This is a genomic window from Mesorhizobium sp. M7A.F.Ca.US.005.03.2.1, assembly GCF_003997795.1.
Classification (GTDB): Bacteria; Pseudomonadota; Alphaproteobacteria; order Rhizobiales; family Rhizobiaceae; genus Mesorhizobium; species Mesorhizobium ciceri.
In genome coordinates, this window is sequence record NZ_RZRP01000042.1 from 1 (window position 1) to 16,256 (window position 16,256).

At 62.4% G+C, this 16,256-nt stretch carries 12 protein-coding genes and 1 pseudogene; 9 read left to right on the forward strand and 4 right to left on the reverse strand.

All coding sequences use genetic code 11. The features are described from left to right. From EN991_RS04385 to EN991_RS04400, 4 genes are all read left to right on the forward strand, one after another. Positions 1 to 570: N-acyl homoserine lactonase family protein (locus EN991_RS04385; RefSeq protein ID WP_164768860.1), on the forward strand; the 570-nt coding region annotated here is incomplete at its 5' end. Between the two features lie 25 nt (positions 571 to 595). Beyond that, a complete protein-coding gene (locus EN991_RS04390) occupies positions 596 to 1,774 on the forward strand; it encodes an alanine--glyoxylate aminotransferase family protein (protein ID WP_127368229.1) in 1,179 nt (392 codons plus the stop codon). A gap of 33 nt (positions 1,775 to 1,807) precedes the next feature. Continuing rightward, positions 1,808 to 2,554: an SDR family NAD(P)-dependent oxidoreductase gene (locus EN991_RS04395; RefSeq protein WP_127368230.1), complete on the forward strand. Its 747-nt coding sequence runs from the start codon at positions 1,808 to 1,810 to the stop codon at positions 2,552 to 2,554. A gap of 93 nt (positions 2,555 to 2,647) precedes the next feature. Continuing rightward, positions 2,648 to 3,484 carry a sulfite exporter TauE/SafE family protein gene (locus EN991_RS04400; protein WP_127368231.1) on the forward strand — a complete coding sequence of 279 codons (837 nt, stop codon included), beginning with the start codon at positions 2,648 to 2,650 and terminating at the stop codon, positions 3,482 to 3,484. Positions 3,485 to 3,505: 21 nt separating this feature from the next. Here the strand turns inward: EN991_RS04400 and EN991_RS04405 are convergent, their stop codons facing one another. The 4 genes from EN991_RS04405 to EN991_RS04420 all read right to left on the reverse strand — a co-directional run bounded on the left by EN991_RS04405 (position 3,506) and on the right by EN991_RS04420 (position 10,885). After that, positions 3,506 to 4,837, reverse strand: coding sequence for an HlyD family type I secretion periplasmic adaptor subunit (locus tag EN991_RS04405; RefSeq protein ID WP_127368232.1), 1,332 nt, complete (start codon positions 4,835 to 4,837; stop codon positions 3,506 to 3,508). A 13-nt stretch (positions 4,838 to 4,850) separates the two neighbouring features. Beyond that, a complete protein-coding gene (locus EN991_RS04410) occupies positions 4,851 to 6,689 on the reverse strand; it encodes a type I secretion system permease/ATPase (RefSeq protein WP_127368233.1) in 1,839 nt (612 codons plus the stop codon). Between the two features lie 104 nt (positions 6,690 to 6,793). Further along, a complete protein-coding gene (locus tag EN991_RS04415) occupies positions 6,794 to 9,919 on the reverse strand; it encodes a DUF5801 repeats-in-toxin domain-containing protein (protein WP_127368234.1) in 3,126 nt (1,041 codons plus the stop codon). Between the two features lie 318 nt (positions 9,920 to 10,237). Beyond that, positions 10,238 to 10,885 (reverse strand): response regulator transcription factor, encoded by a 648-nt coding sequence (locus tag EN991_RS04420; protein WP_127368235.1) that lies wholly within the window; start codon positions 10,883 to 10,885, stop codon positions 10,238 to 10,240. Between the two features lie 699 nt (positions 10,886 to 11,584). Between EN991_RS04420 and EN991_RS04425 the strand changes: the two genes are divergently transcribed. From EN991_RS04425 to EN991_RS04445, 5 genes and pseudogenes are all read left to right on the forward strand, one after another. Then, positions 11,585 to 12,841 (forward strand): aminomethyltransferase family protein, encoded by a 1,257-nt coding sequence (locus EN991_RS04425; RefSeq protein ID WP_127368236.1) that lies wholly within the window; start codon positions 11,585 to 11,587, stop codon positions 12,839 to 12,841. A gap of 143 nt (positions 12,842 to 12,984) precedes the next feature. Further along, a complete protein-coding gene (locus tag EN991_RS04430; RefSeq protein WP_127368237.1) occupies positions 12,985 to 13,878 on the forward strand; it encodes a methylenetetrahydrofolate reductase in 894 nt (297 codons plus the stop codon). Next, positions 13,875 to 14,741, forward strand: a complete 867-nt coding sequence (gene purU, locus EN991_RS04435) for a formyltetrahydrofolate deformylase (protein WP_027163729.1) — start codon at positions 13,875 to 13,877, stop codon at positions 14,739 to 14,741. The genes EN991_RS04430 and purU overlap by 4 nt, the downstream gene beginning before the upstream one ends. Positions 14,742 to 14,796: 55 nt before the next feature. Then, a complete protein-coding gene (locus EN991_RS04440; protein ID WP_024505109.1) occupies positions 14,797 to 16,002 on the forward strand; it encodes an aminotransferase class V-fold PLP-dependent enzyme in 1,206 nt (401 codons plus the stop codon). 13 nt (positions 16,003 to 16,015) lie between these two features. Then, positions 16,016 to 16,256, forward strand: a pseudogene (locus tag EN991_RS04445) (D-glycerate dehydrogenase); the annotation flags it as partial.

The window sequence follows — 16,256 nt, forward strand, 5'->3', positions numbered from 1 at the left end:
GCGCTGCTCGGCCTCGAACCGAAGGACATCGACGTTGTCGTCAATTCGCATTTCCACTTCGATCATTGCGGCGGCAACAAGTATTTTCCGCACGCCAAGAAGATCTGCCACCGGACCGAGGTGCCGCAGGCCTGCAATCCCGAACCTTTCGAGCATCTCGGCTATTCCGATCTGAGTTTTTCGGCGGAGGCTGCCGAAGCGCGTGGCGCGACCGGGCAATTGCTTGCGGGAACGACACGGGCGAATTCGACCTTTGAAAGCATCGATGGCGACGTCGAGCTTGCCAGGGGCGTCCGGCTGATCTCGACGCCCGGCCATTCGATCGGCCATTACAGCCTGCTGGTCGAGTTCCCCAAGCGCAAGCCGATCATGTTCACGATCGATGCGGCCTATACGCAGAAGAGCCTCGAGACGCTGTGCCAGGCGGCCTTCCACATCGATCCGGTGGCGGGCGTCAATTCGATGCGCAAGGTGAAGAAACTCGCCGAAGACCATGGCGCCGAGCTGATGTACTCGCACGACATGGACAACTTCAAGACCTACAAGACCGGCACGCAATTCTACGGCTGACCGCCGCCAATCCGGAGACAAGACGATGCGCTATCTCGAACACGCCGATCCGATCATCACCCTGACCGCGGGACCGGTGAACGCCTATGCCGAAGTGCTGCGCGGTCTCGGCCGCACGGTGCTCTACGACTACGACCCGGCGTTCCAGCTTTTCTATGAGGGTGTGGTCGACAAGGCGCAAAAGGCGATGCGGCTGTCGAACAAGCCGGTCATCCTGCATGGCGAGCCGGTGCTTGGCCTGGAGGCCGCCGCGGCCTCGCTGATCACGCCGGACGATGTCGTGCTCAACCTTGCCTCCGGCGTTTACGGCAAGGGGTTCGGCTATTGGGCGAAGCGCTATTCGCCACATCTGCTCGAGATCGAGGTGCCCTACAACGAGGCGATCGATCCGCAGGCGGTCGAGGCAATGCTGAAGAAGCATCCGGAAATCACCATCGTGTCGGTCTGCCACCATGACACGCCATCCGGCACCATCAATCCGATCGACGCCATCGGTGCGCTGGTTTCAGCGCATGGCGGCTATCTCATCGTCGATGCCGTCTCGTCCTTTGGCGGCATGAGGACGCATCCGCAGGATTGCAAGGCCGATATCTATGTCACCGGCCCGAACAAATGCCTGGGGGCGCCTCCCGGCCTGACGATGATGGGCGTCAGCGAGCGGGCCTGGGCCAAGATGAAGGGCAACGAGGCAGCCCCCCGCGCGTCGATGCTGAGCATCGTCGACTGGGAGCATGCGTGGTCGCGGGAAAAGCCGTTTCCGTTCACGCCGTCGGTCTCGGAGATCAACGGGCTCGATGTCGCGCTCGACCTCTATCTCAATGAGGGGCCGGAGGCGGTATGGGCGCGCCACGCGCTCACCGCCAAGGCCATGCGCGCCGGCGTCACCGCGATGGGCCTGTCGATCTGGGCCGCCAGCGACAGCATCGCGTCGCCGACCACGACCGCTGTCCGCACCCCCGAAGGCGTCGACGAGAAGGCGCTTCGCCAGGCTGCCCGTGCCCGTTACGGGGTGGTGTTTTCGTCTGGCCGCGGCGAGACATTGGGCAAGCTGACGCGCATCGGCCATATGGGTCCGACCGCCCAGCCGATCTATGCGATCGCGGCGCTGACGGCACTTGGCGGCGCCATGAACGCGGCCGGCCAGAAACTGGCGATCGGCAGGGGTATCGACGCGGCGCTGGCCGTGATCGACGCCGACGCCTGAACAGATATCACCACGGATTGAGGGAGCATTTTCATGACTGAACGGCTTGCGGGGAAGACGGCCCTGGTTACGGGCGCTGCGCAGGGTATCGGCAAGGCGATCGCCGCGCGGCTCGCCGCCGACGGGGCAACCGTCATCGTCAGCGACATCAATTCCGAAGGCGCCAAGGCGGCGGCCACGGCAATAGGCGGAAGGGCGAGGGCGATTGCCGCCGACATTTCCGATCCGGCCTCCGTCAAGGCACTCTTCGCCGAAATCCAGACCCTGACCGGGGGCATCGACATCCTGGTCAACAATGCCAGCATCGTGCCGTTCGTCGCCTGGGACGATGTCGACCTCGACCATTGGCGCAAGATCATCGACGTCAATTTGACAGGCACCTTCATCGTCAGCCGCGCCGGCACGGACCAGATGCGTGCGGCAGGCAAAGCTGGGCGGGTGATCAGCATCGCATCCAACACCTTCTTTGCCGGCACGCCGAACATGGCGGCCTATGTCGCGGCCAAGGGCGGCGTCATAGGCTTCACCAGGGCGCTCGCCACCGAACTCGGCAAATACAACATCACCGCCAATGCGGTGACGCCCGGCCTGGTCGAGAGCGACGGCGTCAAGGCGAGCCCGCACAATGAGGCGTTCGGCTTCGTCGAGATGCTTCAGGCGATGAAAGGCAAGGGGCAGCCGGAACATATCGCCGATGTGGTCTCGTTCCTGGCTTCCGACGATGCGCGCTGGATCACCGGCCAGACGCTCAATGTCGACGCCGGGATGGTGCGCCACTAGCCAAAGCGCATCCCAAAACCTGTTGCGCATTTCCGGGCGACCTGCATGGGGTCGCAGCAGCGGACGAGCGCGGCCAATCAAGGAAAAATCACAGTGGACTTCGGATTCGACACGTCGGCTTTCGACGGGCTGACGATTGCAATGCTGGTCGCCGGTCTGGCCATGACCGGAATGGCCTCCGGCGTGCTCGCCGGTCTGCTGGGGGTCGGCGGCGGCATCGTCATCGTCCCGGTGCTGTTCTGGGTGCTTAGCCTGTTCCACTTTTCGCCTGCTGTGATCAGCCATCTGGCTGTCGCGACGTCGCTTGCGGTCATCATCCCCACCTCGATCTCGTCAATGCGGTCGCACAACAGGCGCGGCAATGTCGATCGGCCTCTGCTCACTCTGTGGGGACCGGCCGTTTTCGTGAGTGCCCTGATCGGTGGCATCACGTCGAAGTTCATCCCGGGCGCCGGCTTGCGGCTGGTTTTCGGCGTCGTCGGCCTGCTGGTGGCCCTCAACATGGCGTTGCCGAAGCACCTCGTGATCTCCGATCACTTGCCGCAGAGCGGCTGGATCAACCGTGCGATCGCTTCTGTGATCGGCTTTGTCTCTTCGCTCATGGGAATTGGCGGCGGCACGCTCTCGGTGCCGACGCTTTCCAGCTTTTCCTTTCCGGTGCACCGGGCCGTCGGCACATCGTCGGCGCTTGGCCTGCTTATCGCGCTTCCGGCAGTGGCCGGCTTCATCTGGTCGGGTCTCGCAATTGCAGGCAGGCCTCCGCTCAGCCTGGGTTACGTCAGCCTGCCGGCGGTTGCCATCATAGCGCCCGTGAGCTTCCTGTTCGCACCCTTGGGCGCAAGGCTCGCCCACGCGCTCAATCCGCGCTACCTGAAACTTGCCTTTGCATTCTTCCTGGCGATCACGGCCGGGCGAATGCTGCTGTCTTGAATTTCGCTGGGCGGCGTACGGCTATTTTTCCCGCATCGCCCGGCGGAAGTTCTGCGTGATCGGCTCGGCGAGATAAGAGAGAACGGTGCGAGCCCCCGTCCGGATCATCGTCTCGCTCGACATGCCGGGCAGCAGCTTGCGGCCCTCCAGCTTGCCGAGTTCGCTTTTGTCGATCAGAACCGTCGCGGCGAAATACGGTGCGCCGCTTCGTTCCTCAACCATGCGGTCAGCCGACACGATCTCCACGACACCCTCGAGCGGCGGCAGGTTGTAGCGGGCGAAGGCCGGGAAGCTGACGCGCGCGGGCTGTCCGGGTGTGATCGTCTCGACATCCTCCGGCTTGACCATGGCCTCGACCACGAGTTGTTGTCCGAGCGGTACGATCGTCATCAATGTCTCACCGGGTTTCACGACACCGCCCGCCGTATGGACCTTCAGCTCCATGACGATGCCGTCAACGGGCGCGACGACGTTGGTACGGCTCAGCACGTCCCTGGCGGAACGCTCCTGCTGTCCGAGGTCAAACAATTCCGCCTCGACCTTGCTCAACTCGTCGACGGCCTCGTTCAGACGCACTGTGTTGAGGTTCAGGATCTGCATGTCGATCTCGGCCATTGCGCTTCCGGCACGGGCGATTGCCGCGACATTGGTGGCGCGCTCCCCCTCGATCTCCCGCTGTTGGCGTCTGAGCAACAGGTTCCGTTCGCGGGTGGTCAGCCCTTTCTTGAGCAGCCCCTCAAGGTCTTTGCTTTCACCCTCGATTGCCTCGATCTGTTTGTCCTTGGTGACGATAAGCTCTTCCAGTCCCTTTATCTCCTCCTCGGTCTGGTGGCGGCGCTGGCTGAGGATTTCCCGCTCGTCCGCCAGATTGTGGTGCTTCGCAGCGAACACGTCACGCTGTGCGGCCACCGCGTCCTTTGCGGCGGCGGCGGGGTTTGCAAGCAACGCCGGATCAAACTCGATCTCGGCCCTGCCGTCACGCTCGGCCCTGAGACGCGCGGCCAGCGCCTCACGCGTTGCTATCCGGTTCTGGATCAGGTCGAGCTGCGCTTTTGCCTGCGTGTCGTCGAGCCGGACGAGGATCTTGCCCGCCTTGACGATATCCCCGTTGGCGGCGTTCAACTCCGCAATGATGCCGCCCTCGAGGTGCTGGATCAGCTTGCGGTCGCCGGCGACCTTGATAACGCCCGGCGCCACAGCGGCGCTGTCCAACGGCGCCAGAGCCGCCCAGCCCCCGGCCACGCCGAAGAACAGGAACATGATCGCGAAGCCGGTGCAGGTCACGCCTGTCAGGCGCAAGGGCAGCGGTTTCAGCAGAGAGGGTGGCGGGGTGGGTAACAGCACGACGCTCATATCTGTCCTCGTTTCATGCCTGGTTCGCCACTTCGGTCGTGCTCAATGCACTTTGACGCGACGGACGCTTTGAAGAGGGGCTTGGCCCGTTGCCGACGCCGATCACGGCGGCGGAGATTTCTGGCGCGTGACTCACAGGTATCTGGCTCACCTGGCGGATGCGCGCGGCGAGTTCGTTGAAGACATAGTCACGTGAACCGAACAGGTCTTGCTGGCCACGGTTGATGACCAACACCTTGTCGACCTTCTCCATGATGTTAGGGCGGTGTGCGATCAGGATGACGGTCGTTTTCGTCGCCTTGGCGATGCCGATGGCGGCGGCCAGCGCGTCTTCGCCCTCCTTGTCGAGGTTGGAATTGGGCTCGTCGAGGATAAGGAGTGCCGGGTCGCCGTAGAGTGCCCGCGCCAACCCGATGCGCTGGCGCTGCCCGCCTGACAGGACGGCGCCGGATTCGCCGATCTCGGTGGCGTAACCCTTCGGCAGTCCCTTGATCAGTTCGTGGACTCCGGCCAGCTGCGCGGCCTTGATCACGCTGTTGAAGACCGTTGGATTGAGAGTGGCGAAGCGGCAGATGTTTTCCGAGACGGTGCCGGCGAAGAGCTCGATGTCTTGCGGCAGGTAGCCGACGTGGCGGCCCCGGTCCTCCGACGCCCATTGGGCGACGTCCATGCCGTCGAGCAACGCACGGCCTGCGGATGGGCGCCAGGCGCCGGCCAGCACGCGCGCCAGGCTTGTCTTGCCGGCCGCGCTCGGACCGATCAACGCCATCACTTCCCCGGGGTTGAGGTGGAAGTTGATTCCTTTCAGAATCGGCTCGCCGCCGCCCTGCCGGGCGAGTCCGATGTTGTCGGCCTCAAACCTGCCTTTCGGGCGCGGCAACGGCAAGGCCGGTGTGGCCTCCTGGTACTGACCGGCGACTGCAACCAGGCGTTTGTAGGCGGCGCGGGCCCCTACGGTCGCCTTCCACGTGCTGATCGCCTGTTCGACCGGGGCCAACGCGCGGCCCATCAGGATGGAAGCGGCGATCATGATGCCGCCTGAAGCCTCGTTCCGCAGTACAAGATAAGCGCCGAGGCCGAGGATGGCCATCTGGAGGGCCTGACGGAAGGAGCGCGCGATGGCCGAGATGGTGCCGCCCCGGCTGCTGGCGCGGGATTGTCCGTCGTTCGCCTCGTCCTGGTGGACTTTCCAAATTTCGAGCAGGGGCTTCAACATGCCCATGGACTGCACGACCTCGGCGTTCCGGATCACGGCGTCAGCCTGTGTGTAAGCCCGGACCTGTGCGCTGCCGGCTTCCGTCAGCGGCTTGCGTGTCATGTACTCGTTCAGGATCGCCAGTGCCAGCAATACAATCCCACCGCACAATGCCAGCCAGCCCAACCAGGGGTGCATGAGGAAGATGGCGGCGAAGAAGATCGGCGCCCAAGGCGCGTCCAGGATCGGGTAGATGCTCGGGCTTGTGAAGAAATTCCGCACCTGATCCAGGTCGCGTAGCGCGCGGGTGGTAACCTGGCCGGGCGCCGCGGCGGCGTACTCTACCGATGCGGTCAGGAGAACCGGCGCTAACCGCGCGTTCATCCACGTTCCGACTTTGGCCAGCAGGCGCTGGCGCACCACTTCCAGTGCCGCCATTGTCGCGAGCGCCGTGGCCGCGATCAACGTCAAGGCGACCAGTGTCTCCGTGCTGTGACTGCCCAGCACGCGGTGGTAGACTTGGAGCATGTACAGCGCCCCGGTCAGCATCAGCACGTTGATCCCGGCGCTGAACCAGACGAGCGGCCGGATGGCGCGTCTGGCCTCTTTCATCACCACCTGCAGGGCAGAGGGACGTGAGTTAGCTGGTTTGGCCATGTTATGTCTCTGCTCGGCGTGCGGGTTGCAACAGGCGCGCGAGGCACGCGATTGTGTCCACAGGGGGAGGGAGGCAGCGCTAACTGCCTCCCCTTGGCTCAGTGCTAGACGATGTAGTCGTTGCTGACGGTCACCGGGATGTGCTGCGTTGCAGTCGGATCGCCGTCCGCGTCAGCCAAAGCGAAGCTGAAGTCGAGGTTGGCGTTGAATGTCCCACTGGTCTGCTGCACAAACCCGATGTCCACGATCTTCAGGACATCGTTATCGGTCGGGTCCCAAGCTGTCAGGCCGCTGGTGGCATTGCTGCCGCCACTGGCTCCGATGCCCCCGTTCAGGTTGATGGCGGTGCCCGTCAACCCGTTGGCGCTCTGCATGATCTGGATGCCCTGTATCTGGTATGTCTCGCCAGCGACCGTGTAGTCGTTCTGTTCGAGGATAAGCAGCGCATCGTTGTTATCGAGCGTGAACTCGGTGCTGTACGGGGAGGGGATATTGGCGTTCCCCTTGATCAGGTCCGAGTTCTGCACGTTGACCGCCCTCGTCACCTCGTTCCCGTTGGCATCCTTCAGGTCGAGGATCAGGACCAGGTCTTCACTGTTGCCGACGCCGTCGAACTTGATGACGACGCCGCTGGCGCTCGCGGTCGGGTCCAGCCGCTCAGTGCCACCATCGGGAGCCTTCGGGTTCACGTCCGTCAGAATGTTCTGTTCGAAGAACCGCAAGGTCAGAGCTTCACCCTTCTGGATTGTATCTCCAGCGACACCGTTGGTGGCCTGGGTTGCAGACACCCAGTCTTCGTGGAGGTTGGTGATCATGTCGTGGGTGGCACCGCCGTTGTTGAACGTGGTGTCACCAACGGTCGCTCCGTCGCCGGTCGAGTTAAAGCCGAACTTGATGGAGTTGGTCGTCGAGTTTGCGGTGAACTGCACGAAGAACGGATCCGGATCGCCGTTCGGCGTCAGTTGCTCCGCAACGATCAGCGGGTGTCCCGTGTTGCCGGTCGGTGCCTTATTCACCAACTCGCTGGTGTGCAACACGTCGAAGCTGAACCCCTCGACCGCGTCGGTCAGGGTGAAAGTGTAGGTGTCGGCAATCTTGTCGAAGAAAAGAGTGCCGCCCGCCGTAGCGTCCTGCACACCAGCCGTGATCGGATCCTTGTCGTAGTGGAATGAGAAGTTGAACGTCGCAGATAGATCGGTCTCAGTGGTGAGGGTTGCGACCGCTTGGGTGATGCCGGGGGTCTGCGCGTTGTCAACCGTACCCGTCAAGTTGATCTGCACACCTGCGAGGGTATTATTGGTATCGACGAAGTCGCTGGCACCCGCCAAATATTCCGCGGCCGTGTGCTTGTCCACCATGTCGTAACCGAAGGTCCCGCTGGCCGTCTGGCCCACCGCGTTGCCCAGATGCTCGGGGCTTTGGATGCCGCCAGCAATGGGATCAGCGTCGAATGGTGCCGTGATCGTCGGATCGGTGTCGTCGAAGATCAGCGACAGCCCCGAACTCGTGCTTTGCTGCGACACGACGTCGGCGTCGCCGTCCGTCACCGTCACCGTTGCCACCACGTTGATCAGACCGTTGAGGTCGAGGGTGTTGTCCTCGCCCCCGCCTTGCGGCGCGTTCGAGTGCTCAAGCGCAACCAACGACGTCAGCGTCACCGTCGTGCCGGACAGCGTCACCGTGAACGCCGTCGCATCGAGCGAGCTGTTGCCGTCGCTGTCGTACTTGCCAGAGACCTGGGTGGCCGAGTCGACCACCAGCGTGATGGCATGGTTGCCGTCCGTCGTCACCAGCCCGGTCGCCGCCGCGCCGGCCAGAGCCAGCGCGTAGCCCACATCTGTCGTGTAGCCGTCGACCGCGCCGGCGTCGAAGGTCGGCGGCGTGATCGTCGCCTGGCTCTGCCCGCCAGCCCCGCTGGCCTCGACCACCTCGGCGGGACCGACCGTCACTGCCGCCGTGATCGAAAGCGTCGGCCCGTCATCGTCGAAGTTGATGAAGGAGCCGACCTCTTCGCTATAGGCGTTGGTGCTCGTCGCCGAGAAATGGAACTCGGAGATGTCGCACCCTTCGTTTGCATCGACCCCCTTAACCGCCAGCCGATCCATTGGGCCGCTGGTGGTGACATCGACGGTGGTGGTGTTATCGAGCCCGGTGATGGTGACAGTATTCCCGGTCCCGGTGAGCCCGGTGACCGTGATGTTGCCGCTCCCCGTGGCATAGGTGCCATCGGCGGTGATGAGGGACGCATACCCCGATGTGCCCGTCAACTTGATCCCGGTGATGTCCACGGAGCTGGTCGCAGTGCCGTCAAAGAAGTCCGTGCCTTGTTCGTTGTTCGTAACGTTAAAGGCACTGACTTGGACGTCCACCCGCGCAGTCGGAGTAGAAGGTGTGATTTGGCTGATCGTGAACCCGGCCTGCGTGATGGTCTCGATATGGCCGCCGTACTGGATTTGCGAGGCACTACCTGCGTTCAGGTTTCCGCCGGTCACAAAATCGACCTGCAGAGTTTCGTTCGGATTGATGCTCTGGTTGTTGATGCCGAAGCCCTGTTCACTGACGTTGGCGGTGCCACCGTTCAAACCGATCACCAGAAGCTGCTTGGAAGCGTCATTGGCCGAATTGATCAGGTAGAAATCATTATTGCCGGGCGCGGCGGCCGAGCCTAAGAAACTGGCCACGCTGGTGCCCGTCACCGATGCGAACACCTTGTTGGTCAGATCGATGCGGTCGTCCGGGTTGGTCGCGTCCGGATTGAGCAATGGCACATACTCGACCGTGTACAGGTCCGCATTGGTGGCGCTGGTGTTGATCAGCGCAAGCGAGAAGGCGAGCGGCCCGGTTTCGGCGGGCTCGGCGGCTTGGTCAGAGGTGCCAATGACGCCGATCACGACCTTTGCATCCGTTGGGTCCTGGAACAGCCAGACATAATTGCCGTCCACCGTCCGGATGCCGCTGTTGATGCCGACGGTGGCGGAAAACGGGGTCCCGGAGGCGCTCTGCGTCAGAACGACCGAGGTGATGGTTTCCCCTGCGCTCGCCGAGGCCACCACGAAGTTGGCCTGGAAGGCGACTTCCGGTGAAGTCAGTCCGCCCGGAGCGTCGAGGCTCAGGAGATACTGCAGCGTGGTGTTGGTGATGTGCGGCGGGACGGACGGGTTAACATCATCGTCCTGAAGGCCGATGGTCTCGTCGATGATGATTTCTTGAGTTGTGATGTCGAGTGCCATGGAGATTCTCCCCTTTTTGAACGCACCAAGAAAAGGGGTTCCCCTCCCCAGATGCTGGATGCCCCTACCCGAGTGCACCCGCTGACCCGCTGAATTGCGGCCTTTAATCCTGCAATGTGCCGCCGGCGAAGAGGGCGCGTCCATTCCCGCTTCGATAGTATTGCGGTCAATGTCCGCACCTGATCGAACGATATATATCCTTCGATAGATCAGGCTGGCGGGCGCTGGGAGAGGCCGCGACGGCGCAAGGAAGATGCCGTCGGACGGCTTTCCGGCCGTTGCCTTGCGTACAATGTCCGTGAGAGGGGAGAGGGGCGGTCAGAGCAGGCCGGTTCGGCCCGTTCCTGGACGCTCGACGCCTTTGCCGTGCGTCATCCAGGCCAGTTCCGCCCTGCCGCCGAGATGCAGTTTCTCGTAGACGTGATGCAGGTGCATCTTCACCGTGCCTTCGGATAAATGCAGCCGCTGCGCGATGGTCTTGTTGCGCAGCCCGCGCGAGACGAGATCGGCGATCTCGGTCTCCCGCCCGGTCAGCCGGGACATTGGCTGCGGCTGCGAGCCAGGCATCAGCAGCTGCTGGACGATCTTGTTGTCGATCCACTTCTTGCCCGCCGCCACCGCATTCACGCATTCGATGAGAAAGCGGTGGCTGATGCCGTCCAGAAACAGGCCGTCGACATCGAGTGTCTGTATTTCCTTGACATCGAGCCTGCCGGTTGGCTGCACGATGAAGATGATGCCGAGAGCGCTGTTGCCGGCCTTCAGCCGTGAGGAAAGACCTGATGTCTGCTGGTCCGCGAGATCCACGCCGACGATGACGATATCAGGTTGATGGCGCTCCACATGAGCGAGAACGTCCACAGGGCGGCGACACTGGGCGACAACATCGTGTCCAGCCTTCTGCAACACCCATTCCAGACCGGCGAGATATACCCCCCGCGGGTCCGCGACAACCACTGTTGACATGCGAACACCGTCCGTAAAAAACGCAACGAACTTGGTTAAATACCCGTAAAATCAGGAAACCAGAGCCCACATCGATTGTCAAGGAATAGCTAATATACATATTGCTATAATCTACGACGGACCGGCGGGCTCCCTCGCAGCGTAGCAGGCCGGCTGACGATTCTGCGGAGGCGATGCTGGACCTGGTTGAAATGCCAGCATTCGATCGCACGATGATCCGCGGAATCGAAGTCGAAATCGCCGGACGTCTCACCGCACTCCTGGGTGAGAAATTTGGTAGCGCCAGCGCGCTACCGCCTTTCCCCCCACGCGTCGAGCTGCCAATTCAGGCTTCGATGCTACGGCTGAACGGGCCGAGCTTGTGCGGTGCGACGGCGTTACCTGGTCGACCGCAAGCGAGCATTTGCCGGTGAAGGCTGACAGCGAAAGCAATCCGACGGCGGCTTCAAATATTCAGGTTGAACTGCGGGTATGCCGTCGGCAACCGGGGGCATTCCGAAAAACGCTGCGAAGTGAAAGTCTCACCCAAGATACGGATGAGGCAAGAGACATCTGACTGAGCGGGTTGCTGCTCGCAGGAAGCCGTCCCTGCGGTCTGCGCTTGGATGGTTTCGTTTCCATGGCGCGAGGTGCGCTGTTCCTCACCCGTTGTCGTCGAATGTCGCAGCAAAGTGCCTTGCGACTGGGAGGAGACCTGGAATGAACGACATCAAATTCACGTCCGGCCTGAGCGTGGTGGCAGATGCCCATGTCGCCTTTCGCGGCACGCCCTTCGTCGAACGGACGGCGCCACTGAACCAGAACGCACTCTGGATGCGCTGGGACAGGAACATGGTCGTCGATTGCTACTCCGATATGGTCGAGGAACTGGCGGCTATCCGCAACAGGGTGGCCATGGGCGACATGTCACCACTGTCGAAATATGTCATTGCCGGTCCGGATGCCGAGAGGATGATGGATGCGCTCATCCCGCGCGACATCAAGAAGCTGCAGGTCGGCCAGATCTACTATGCACCGTGGTGCGACGAGAACGGCCATGTCGTCGGCGACGGTCTGGTTTTCCGCATGGACGAAACCACCTTCCGCGTTTCCGCCGATCCCGGCCTTTCCTGGTGGAAGCAGCATGCCGAAGGCCTCGACGTCCGTGTCACCGACATATCCGATAGCTACGGCATCCTCACCTTGCAGGGACCGCGTTCCCGCGAAGTGCTGGAGGCTGTCACCCAGTCCGTGCAGGAATTGCCGTTCTCTCGCTTGGCCATCGTCACAATTGCCGGCAGACGGGTCGAGATCCTGCGCCAGGGTTTTACCGGCGAGCATGGCTATGAATTGTGGGTCAAGGCGGATGACGGCGCCGCCGTGTGGGACGCGGTCGAGGCGGCAGGCAAGCCTTTTGGCATCCTTCCTGCCGGCGCCTGGGCGCTCGACATAGCACGTCTCGAAGCCGGGCTGCTGATCGTTGGCTACGACTATACAAGTGCCGGCCCAGACCATGGCGGCGCCAGCATTCAGGCAGCTGGAAAGTATCGTGCGTCGCCCTTCGACCTCGGCCTGGGCCGGCTGGTCGACTTTCGCAAGGCCGATTTCATCGGCAAGGCGGCGCTGCAGCGCATGTCGAACACGGGTGACCATCGCCAGCTCGTCGGGCTCGACATCGACTGGTCGCAAGCCCTCGACGGCAAGGGGCTTGAGAGCAATGCGCCCGGAAATCTGCGGCGCGTGCAGTGGTATCCGCTGAAAGCCTTTCGCGGCGGCAAGGAAGTTGGGCACGCCAGCAGCGTCGCCTGGTCACCTTCGACCGGCAGGATGATCGGCTTCGGCCATCTGCGGCGTGAGGCCGCCGAGACCGGCACCGAGCTCACGCTGAAGTGGAACAAGGATGGCGTGGCGGCCGATGTCAGGGCGCGTGTCGTGGCGCTGCCGTTCCTGTCGCTCAAACGCGCCGCCAACGGTTAGCGAAACGCTGTTTCAGAACTGAGAGTCCTGTCGTTGCATCCTCCCGTGACGACAAGCCGGGCAGCTGGTCTGCCCGGCTCCCATTGCCGCGGCCTACGGTGCCGCGAAATCGTGAAGCTGGTCGGGAGAGACCTGGAAAGATCATGAACGACATGCGCCAAGAGCTTATCCAGACGCGAGGTTCGGCTACATTTGTGTTCGACGCGGAGGTGTCGATCGAACTGGCACCGGCGCAGGCACCCACCTTTGCGCCACCAGCCGACTGCTTCCCGCTTGGCTCGCGCGTCTTTCTTACTCACCTTCCCGGCAAGCCCGAGGCTTTGCAAATCGAAGCAGCGCGCCGGATCAAGGAGTTGGGCTTTGTGCCGGTGCCACATCTGGGCGCGCGGAACTTCAATTCGGAGCAGGACTATATCGATCTTGTCACCGCCCACAGTCGAAACGGGATAAGCGAAGCGCTCTTTCTTGGCGGCAATCCGGCTCTCTTTCCGGGGCCGTTGGGAGAGGCAACCCAGTTGCTCGCCCATCCCGTGGTCAAAGACAGTGCGATACGAACCGCCTTCGTTGCCGGCTATCCGGAAGGGCATCCAAGCATCGTCGAAGCCGTGCTGACGGACGCATTGCGGCGCAAGCTCGACATCTGTGCCGAGCAGTCGCTGGAAGCCAGGGTCGTATCGCAATTCGCCTTCGATGGCGACATGATCGCCGCCTGGGCGAGCAGTCTGCATACGGCGCATCCCGGGCTGCCGGTTCATGTTGGTCTGGCCGGTGTGACCAGCCTTACCAAACTCATCCGGTTCGCCATGATGTGCGGTGTCGGCCCTTCGATCGCGGCGCTGCGGCGTTCCGCCAGCGGCCTCTTCAACATCGTGGCCGACCGGAACCCAGCCGAGATCTTACAAACCATGGCGGCAAGCTACCCGGCGCCGACCGCGCCACTACACCTCCATTTCTTCCCATTCGGCGGATGGGAAAAGACGCTTGCCTGGTTCGCCGATTATCGCGAGGCGTGCTGGCCGCGGGTCAACGAACGATGAATTGTGCAGCGCTTCGACTGTCGTTCATTCTGACGCTGTCCTGCGAAGACCAGGCCGGGATCGTAGCGGCAGTGACGACCGAACTCGCCAACCTTGGCACGAACATTGCTGAAAGCAGCCAGCATTGGGACAGGGCCTCGAACCGTTTCTTCATGCGCATTGCCTTTTCGGCGCCCGCCTGGGTGTCTGCCGATGCCATCACCAAGGGACTTGCGCCTGTGGTGGATCGCTTCGGCCTGAGCAGCCGCCTGCTTGAGCGGAGCCGTCGGCCGAAAATCGTCATCATGGTCTCGAAGTTTGACCATGCATTGCTTCACCTCATCTACCAGATCCGTGTTGGCTGGCTCGAAGCCGAGGTCGCAGCGATCATCTCCAACCACGAAGACAGCCGCGAAACTGCGGCATGGGCTGGCATTCCCTACCACGTCTTGCCCATCTCGAAGGAGAACAAGCAGGAACAGGAAGGCCGGATGCTGGCGGTGATCGAGGACGTCGGCGCCGACCTCGTCGTCCTGGCTCGCTACATGCAAGTGTATTCCGACGACCTCGCGGGGCGCCTGTTCGGCAAGGTCATCAACATCCACCATTCGTTCCTGCCAAGCTTCAAGGGCGCGCGGCCGTATCACCAGGCTTTCGAGCACGGAGTGAAGCTGATCGGCGCCACGGCTCACTATGTGACCGCCCAACTCGACGAGGGGCCGATCATCGAGCAGGAAACCGAGCGGGTAACGCATTCCATGAGCGTCGAGGATTTTATCGCGGCCGGCCGTGACATCGAAAGCCGCGTTCTGGCGCGTGCCATCAAACGGCACCTCGAAGCCCGCGTGATGATCAACGGACGAAAAACGGTTGTGTTCGCGTAAGGCGGCAACACCGACCCGTGTGTGGCGATGCTCATATCAACAGGAGAACCAGATCATGAAAAATGGAACGGCGCATCTCTTTATCCCGGGTCCGACCAACATTCCCGACGCTGTGCGGCGGGCCATGAACGTGCCGATGCAGGATATGCGCGCACCGGATTTTCCGGAACTGGTGCTGCCCTTGTTTCGCGACCTGAAGCGGATATTCAAGACCGAGACCGGCAGCGTCTTCATCTTTCCGGGCTCAGGCACCGGTGCCTGGGAAGCGGCGATCTCCAACACGCTCAATCGTGGCGACCGGGTGCTGATGTCGCGTTTCGGCCAGTTCTCGCACCTGTGGGTCGATATGGCCGAGCGCCTTGGACTTGAGGTCGATTGCATCGATGTCGAATGGGGTGAGGGGGTTCCGCTCGACGCCTATCGGCAACGGCTGGGCGACGACAAGGGCAGCAAGATCAAGGCGGTATTCGCCACCCACAACGAGACCGCGACCGGCGTGACGTCCGACGTCGCCGGCGTGCGTGCCGCGCTCGACGAAACGGCTCACGATGCGCTGCTGTTCGTCGACGGCGTCAGCTCGATCGGCTCGATCGATTTCCGGATGGACGAATGGGGCGTCGACCTCGCCATCACCGGTTCGCAGAAAGGGCTGATGCTGCCTGCCGGTCTCGGCATCCTGGCGGTGAGCGCCAAGGGTCTGGAAGCGCACAAGCAGTCGCGCATGGAGCGTTGCTATTTCAGCTTCGAGGATATGCAGGCTTCGTCCAAGACCGGCTTCTTCCCCTATACGCCGCCAACGCAGTTGCTGCTTGGCCTGAGAGCCAGCCTCGACCTTATCTTTGCCGAGGGACTGGAGCAGATTTTTGCCCGGCACCACCGGCTCGCCGAAGGTGTGCGCCGCGGCGTGCATGCGTGGGGACTAAAGCTCTGCGCCAACGAGGAAAAATGGTGGTCGGATACGGTTTCGGCGATCGTCGTCTCCGAGGACGTCGATGCCAGACAGGTCATCGCCAACGGATATTCCAGATATCGCACATCCTTCGGCGCGGGCCTCAGCAAGGTGGCTGGCCGCGTGTTCCGCATCGGCCATCTCGGCGACCTCAACGAGGTCATGTGCCTCGCCGCCCTGGCCTCGGCGGAAATGTCGTTACGCGACGCCGGAGCCCGAATCGAGGCCGGCTCCGGTGTTGCCGCTGCGCAGGAATGGTACCGCGCCGAGATCGGCCGGACCTTGCAGCCGCGGCACGAACGCGCGGCTTGAGAGGATCGTAGCCATGAGCAAACCGAAGGTAATCGTTACCCGGCGCTGGCCGCATGAGGTCGAACAGCGCCTTGGCGACCATTTCGATGTCACGCTGAATGAAGCCGATCGGCCCTATGAGCAACAAGAGCTTCGCCAGGCCCTGCTGCTTGCCGATGCCGTGCTGCCGACCGTAACCGACCGGCTTGGCGCGGATCTCTTTGCAGGCGGGGTCAGGGCAAGAATACTTGGCAATTTCGGTGTCGGCTTCAACC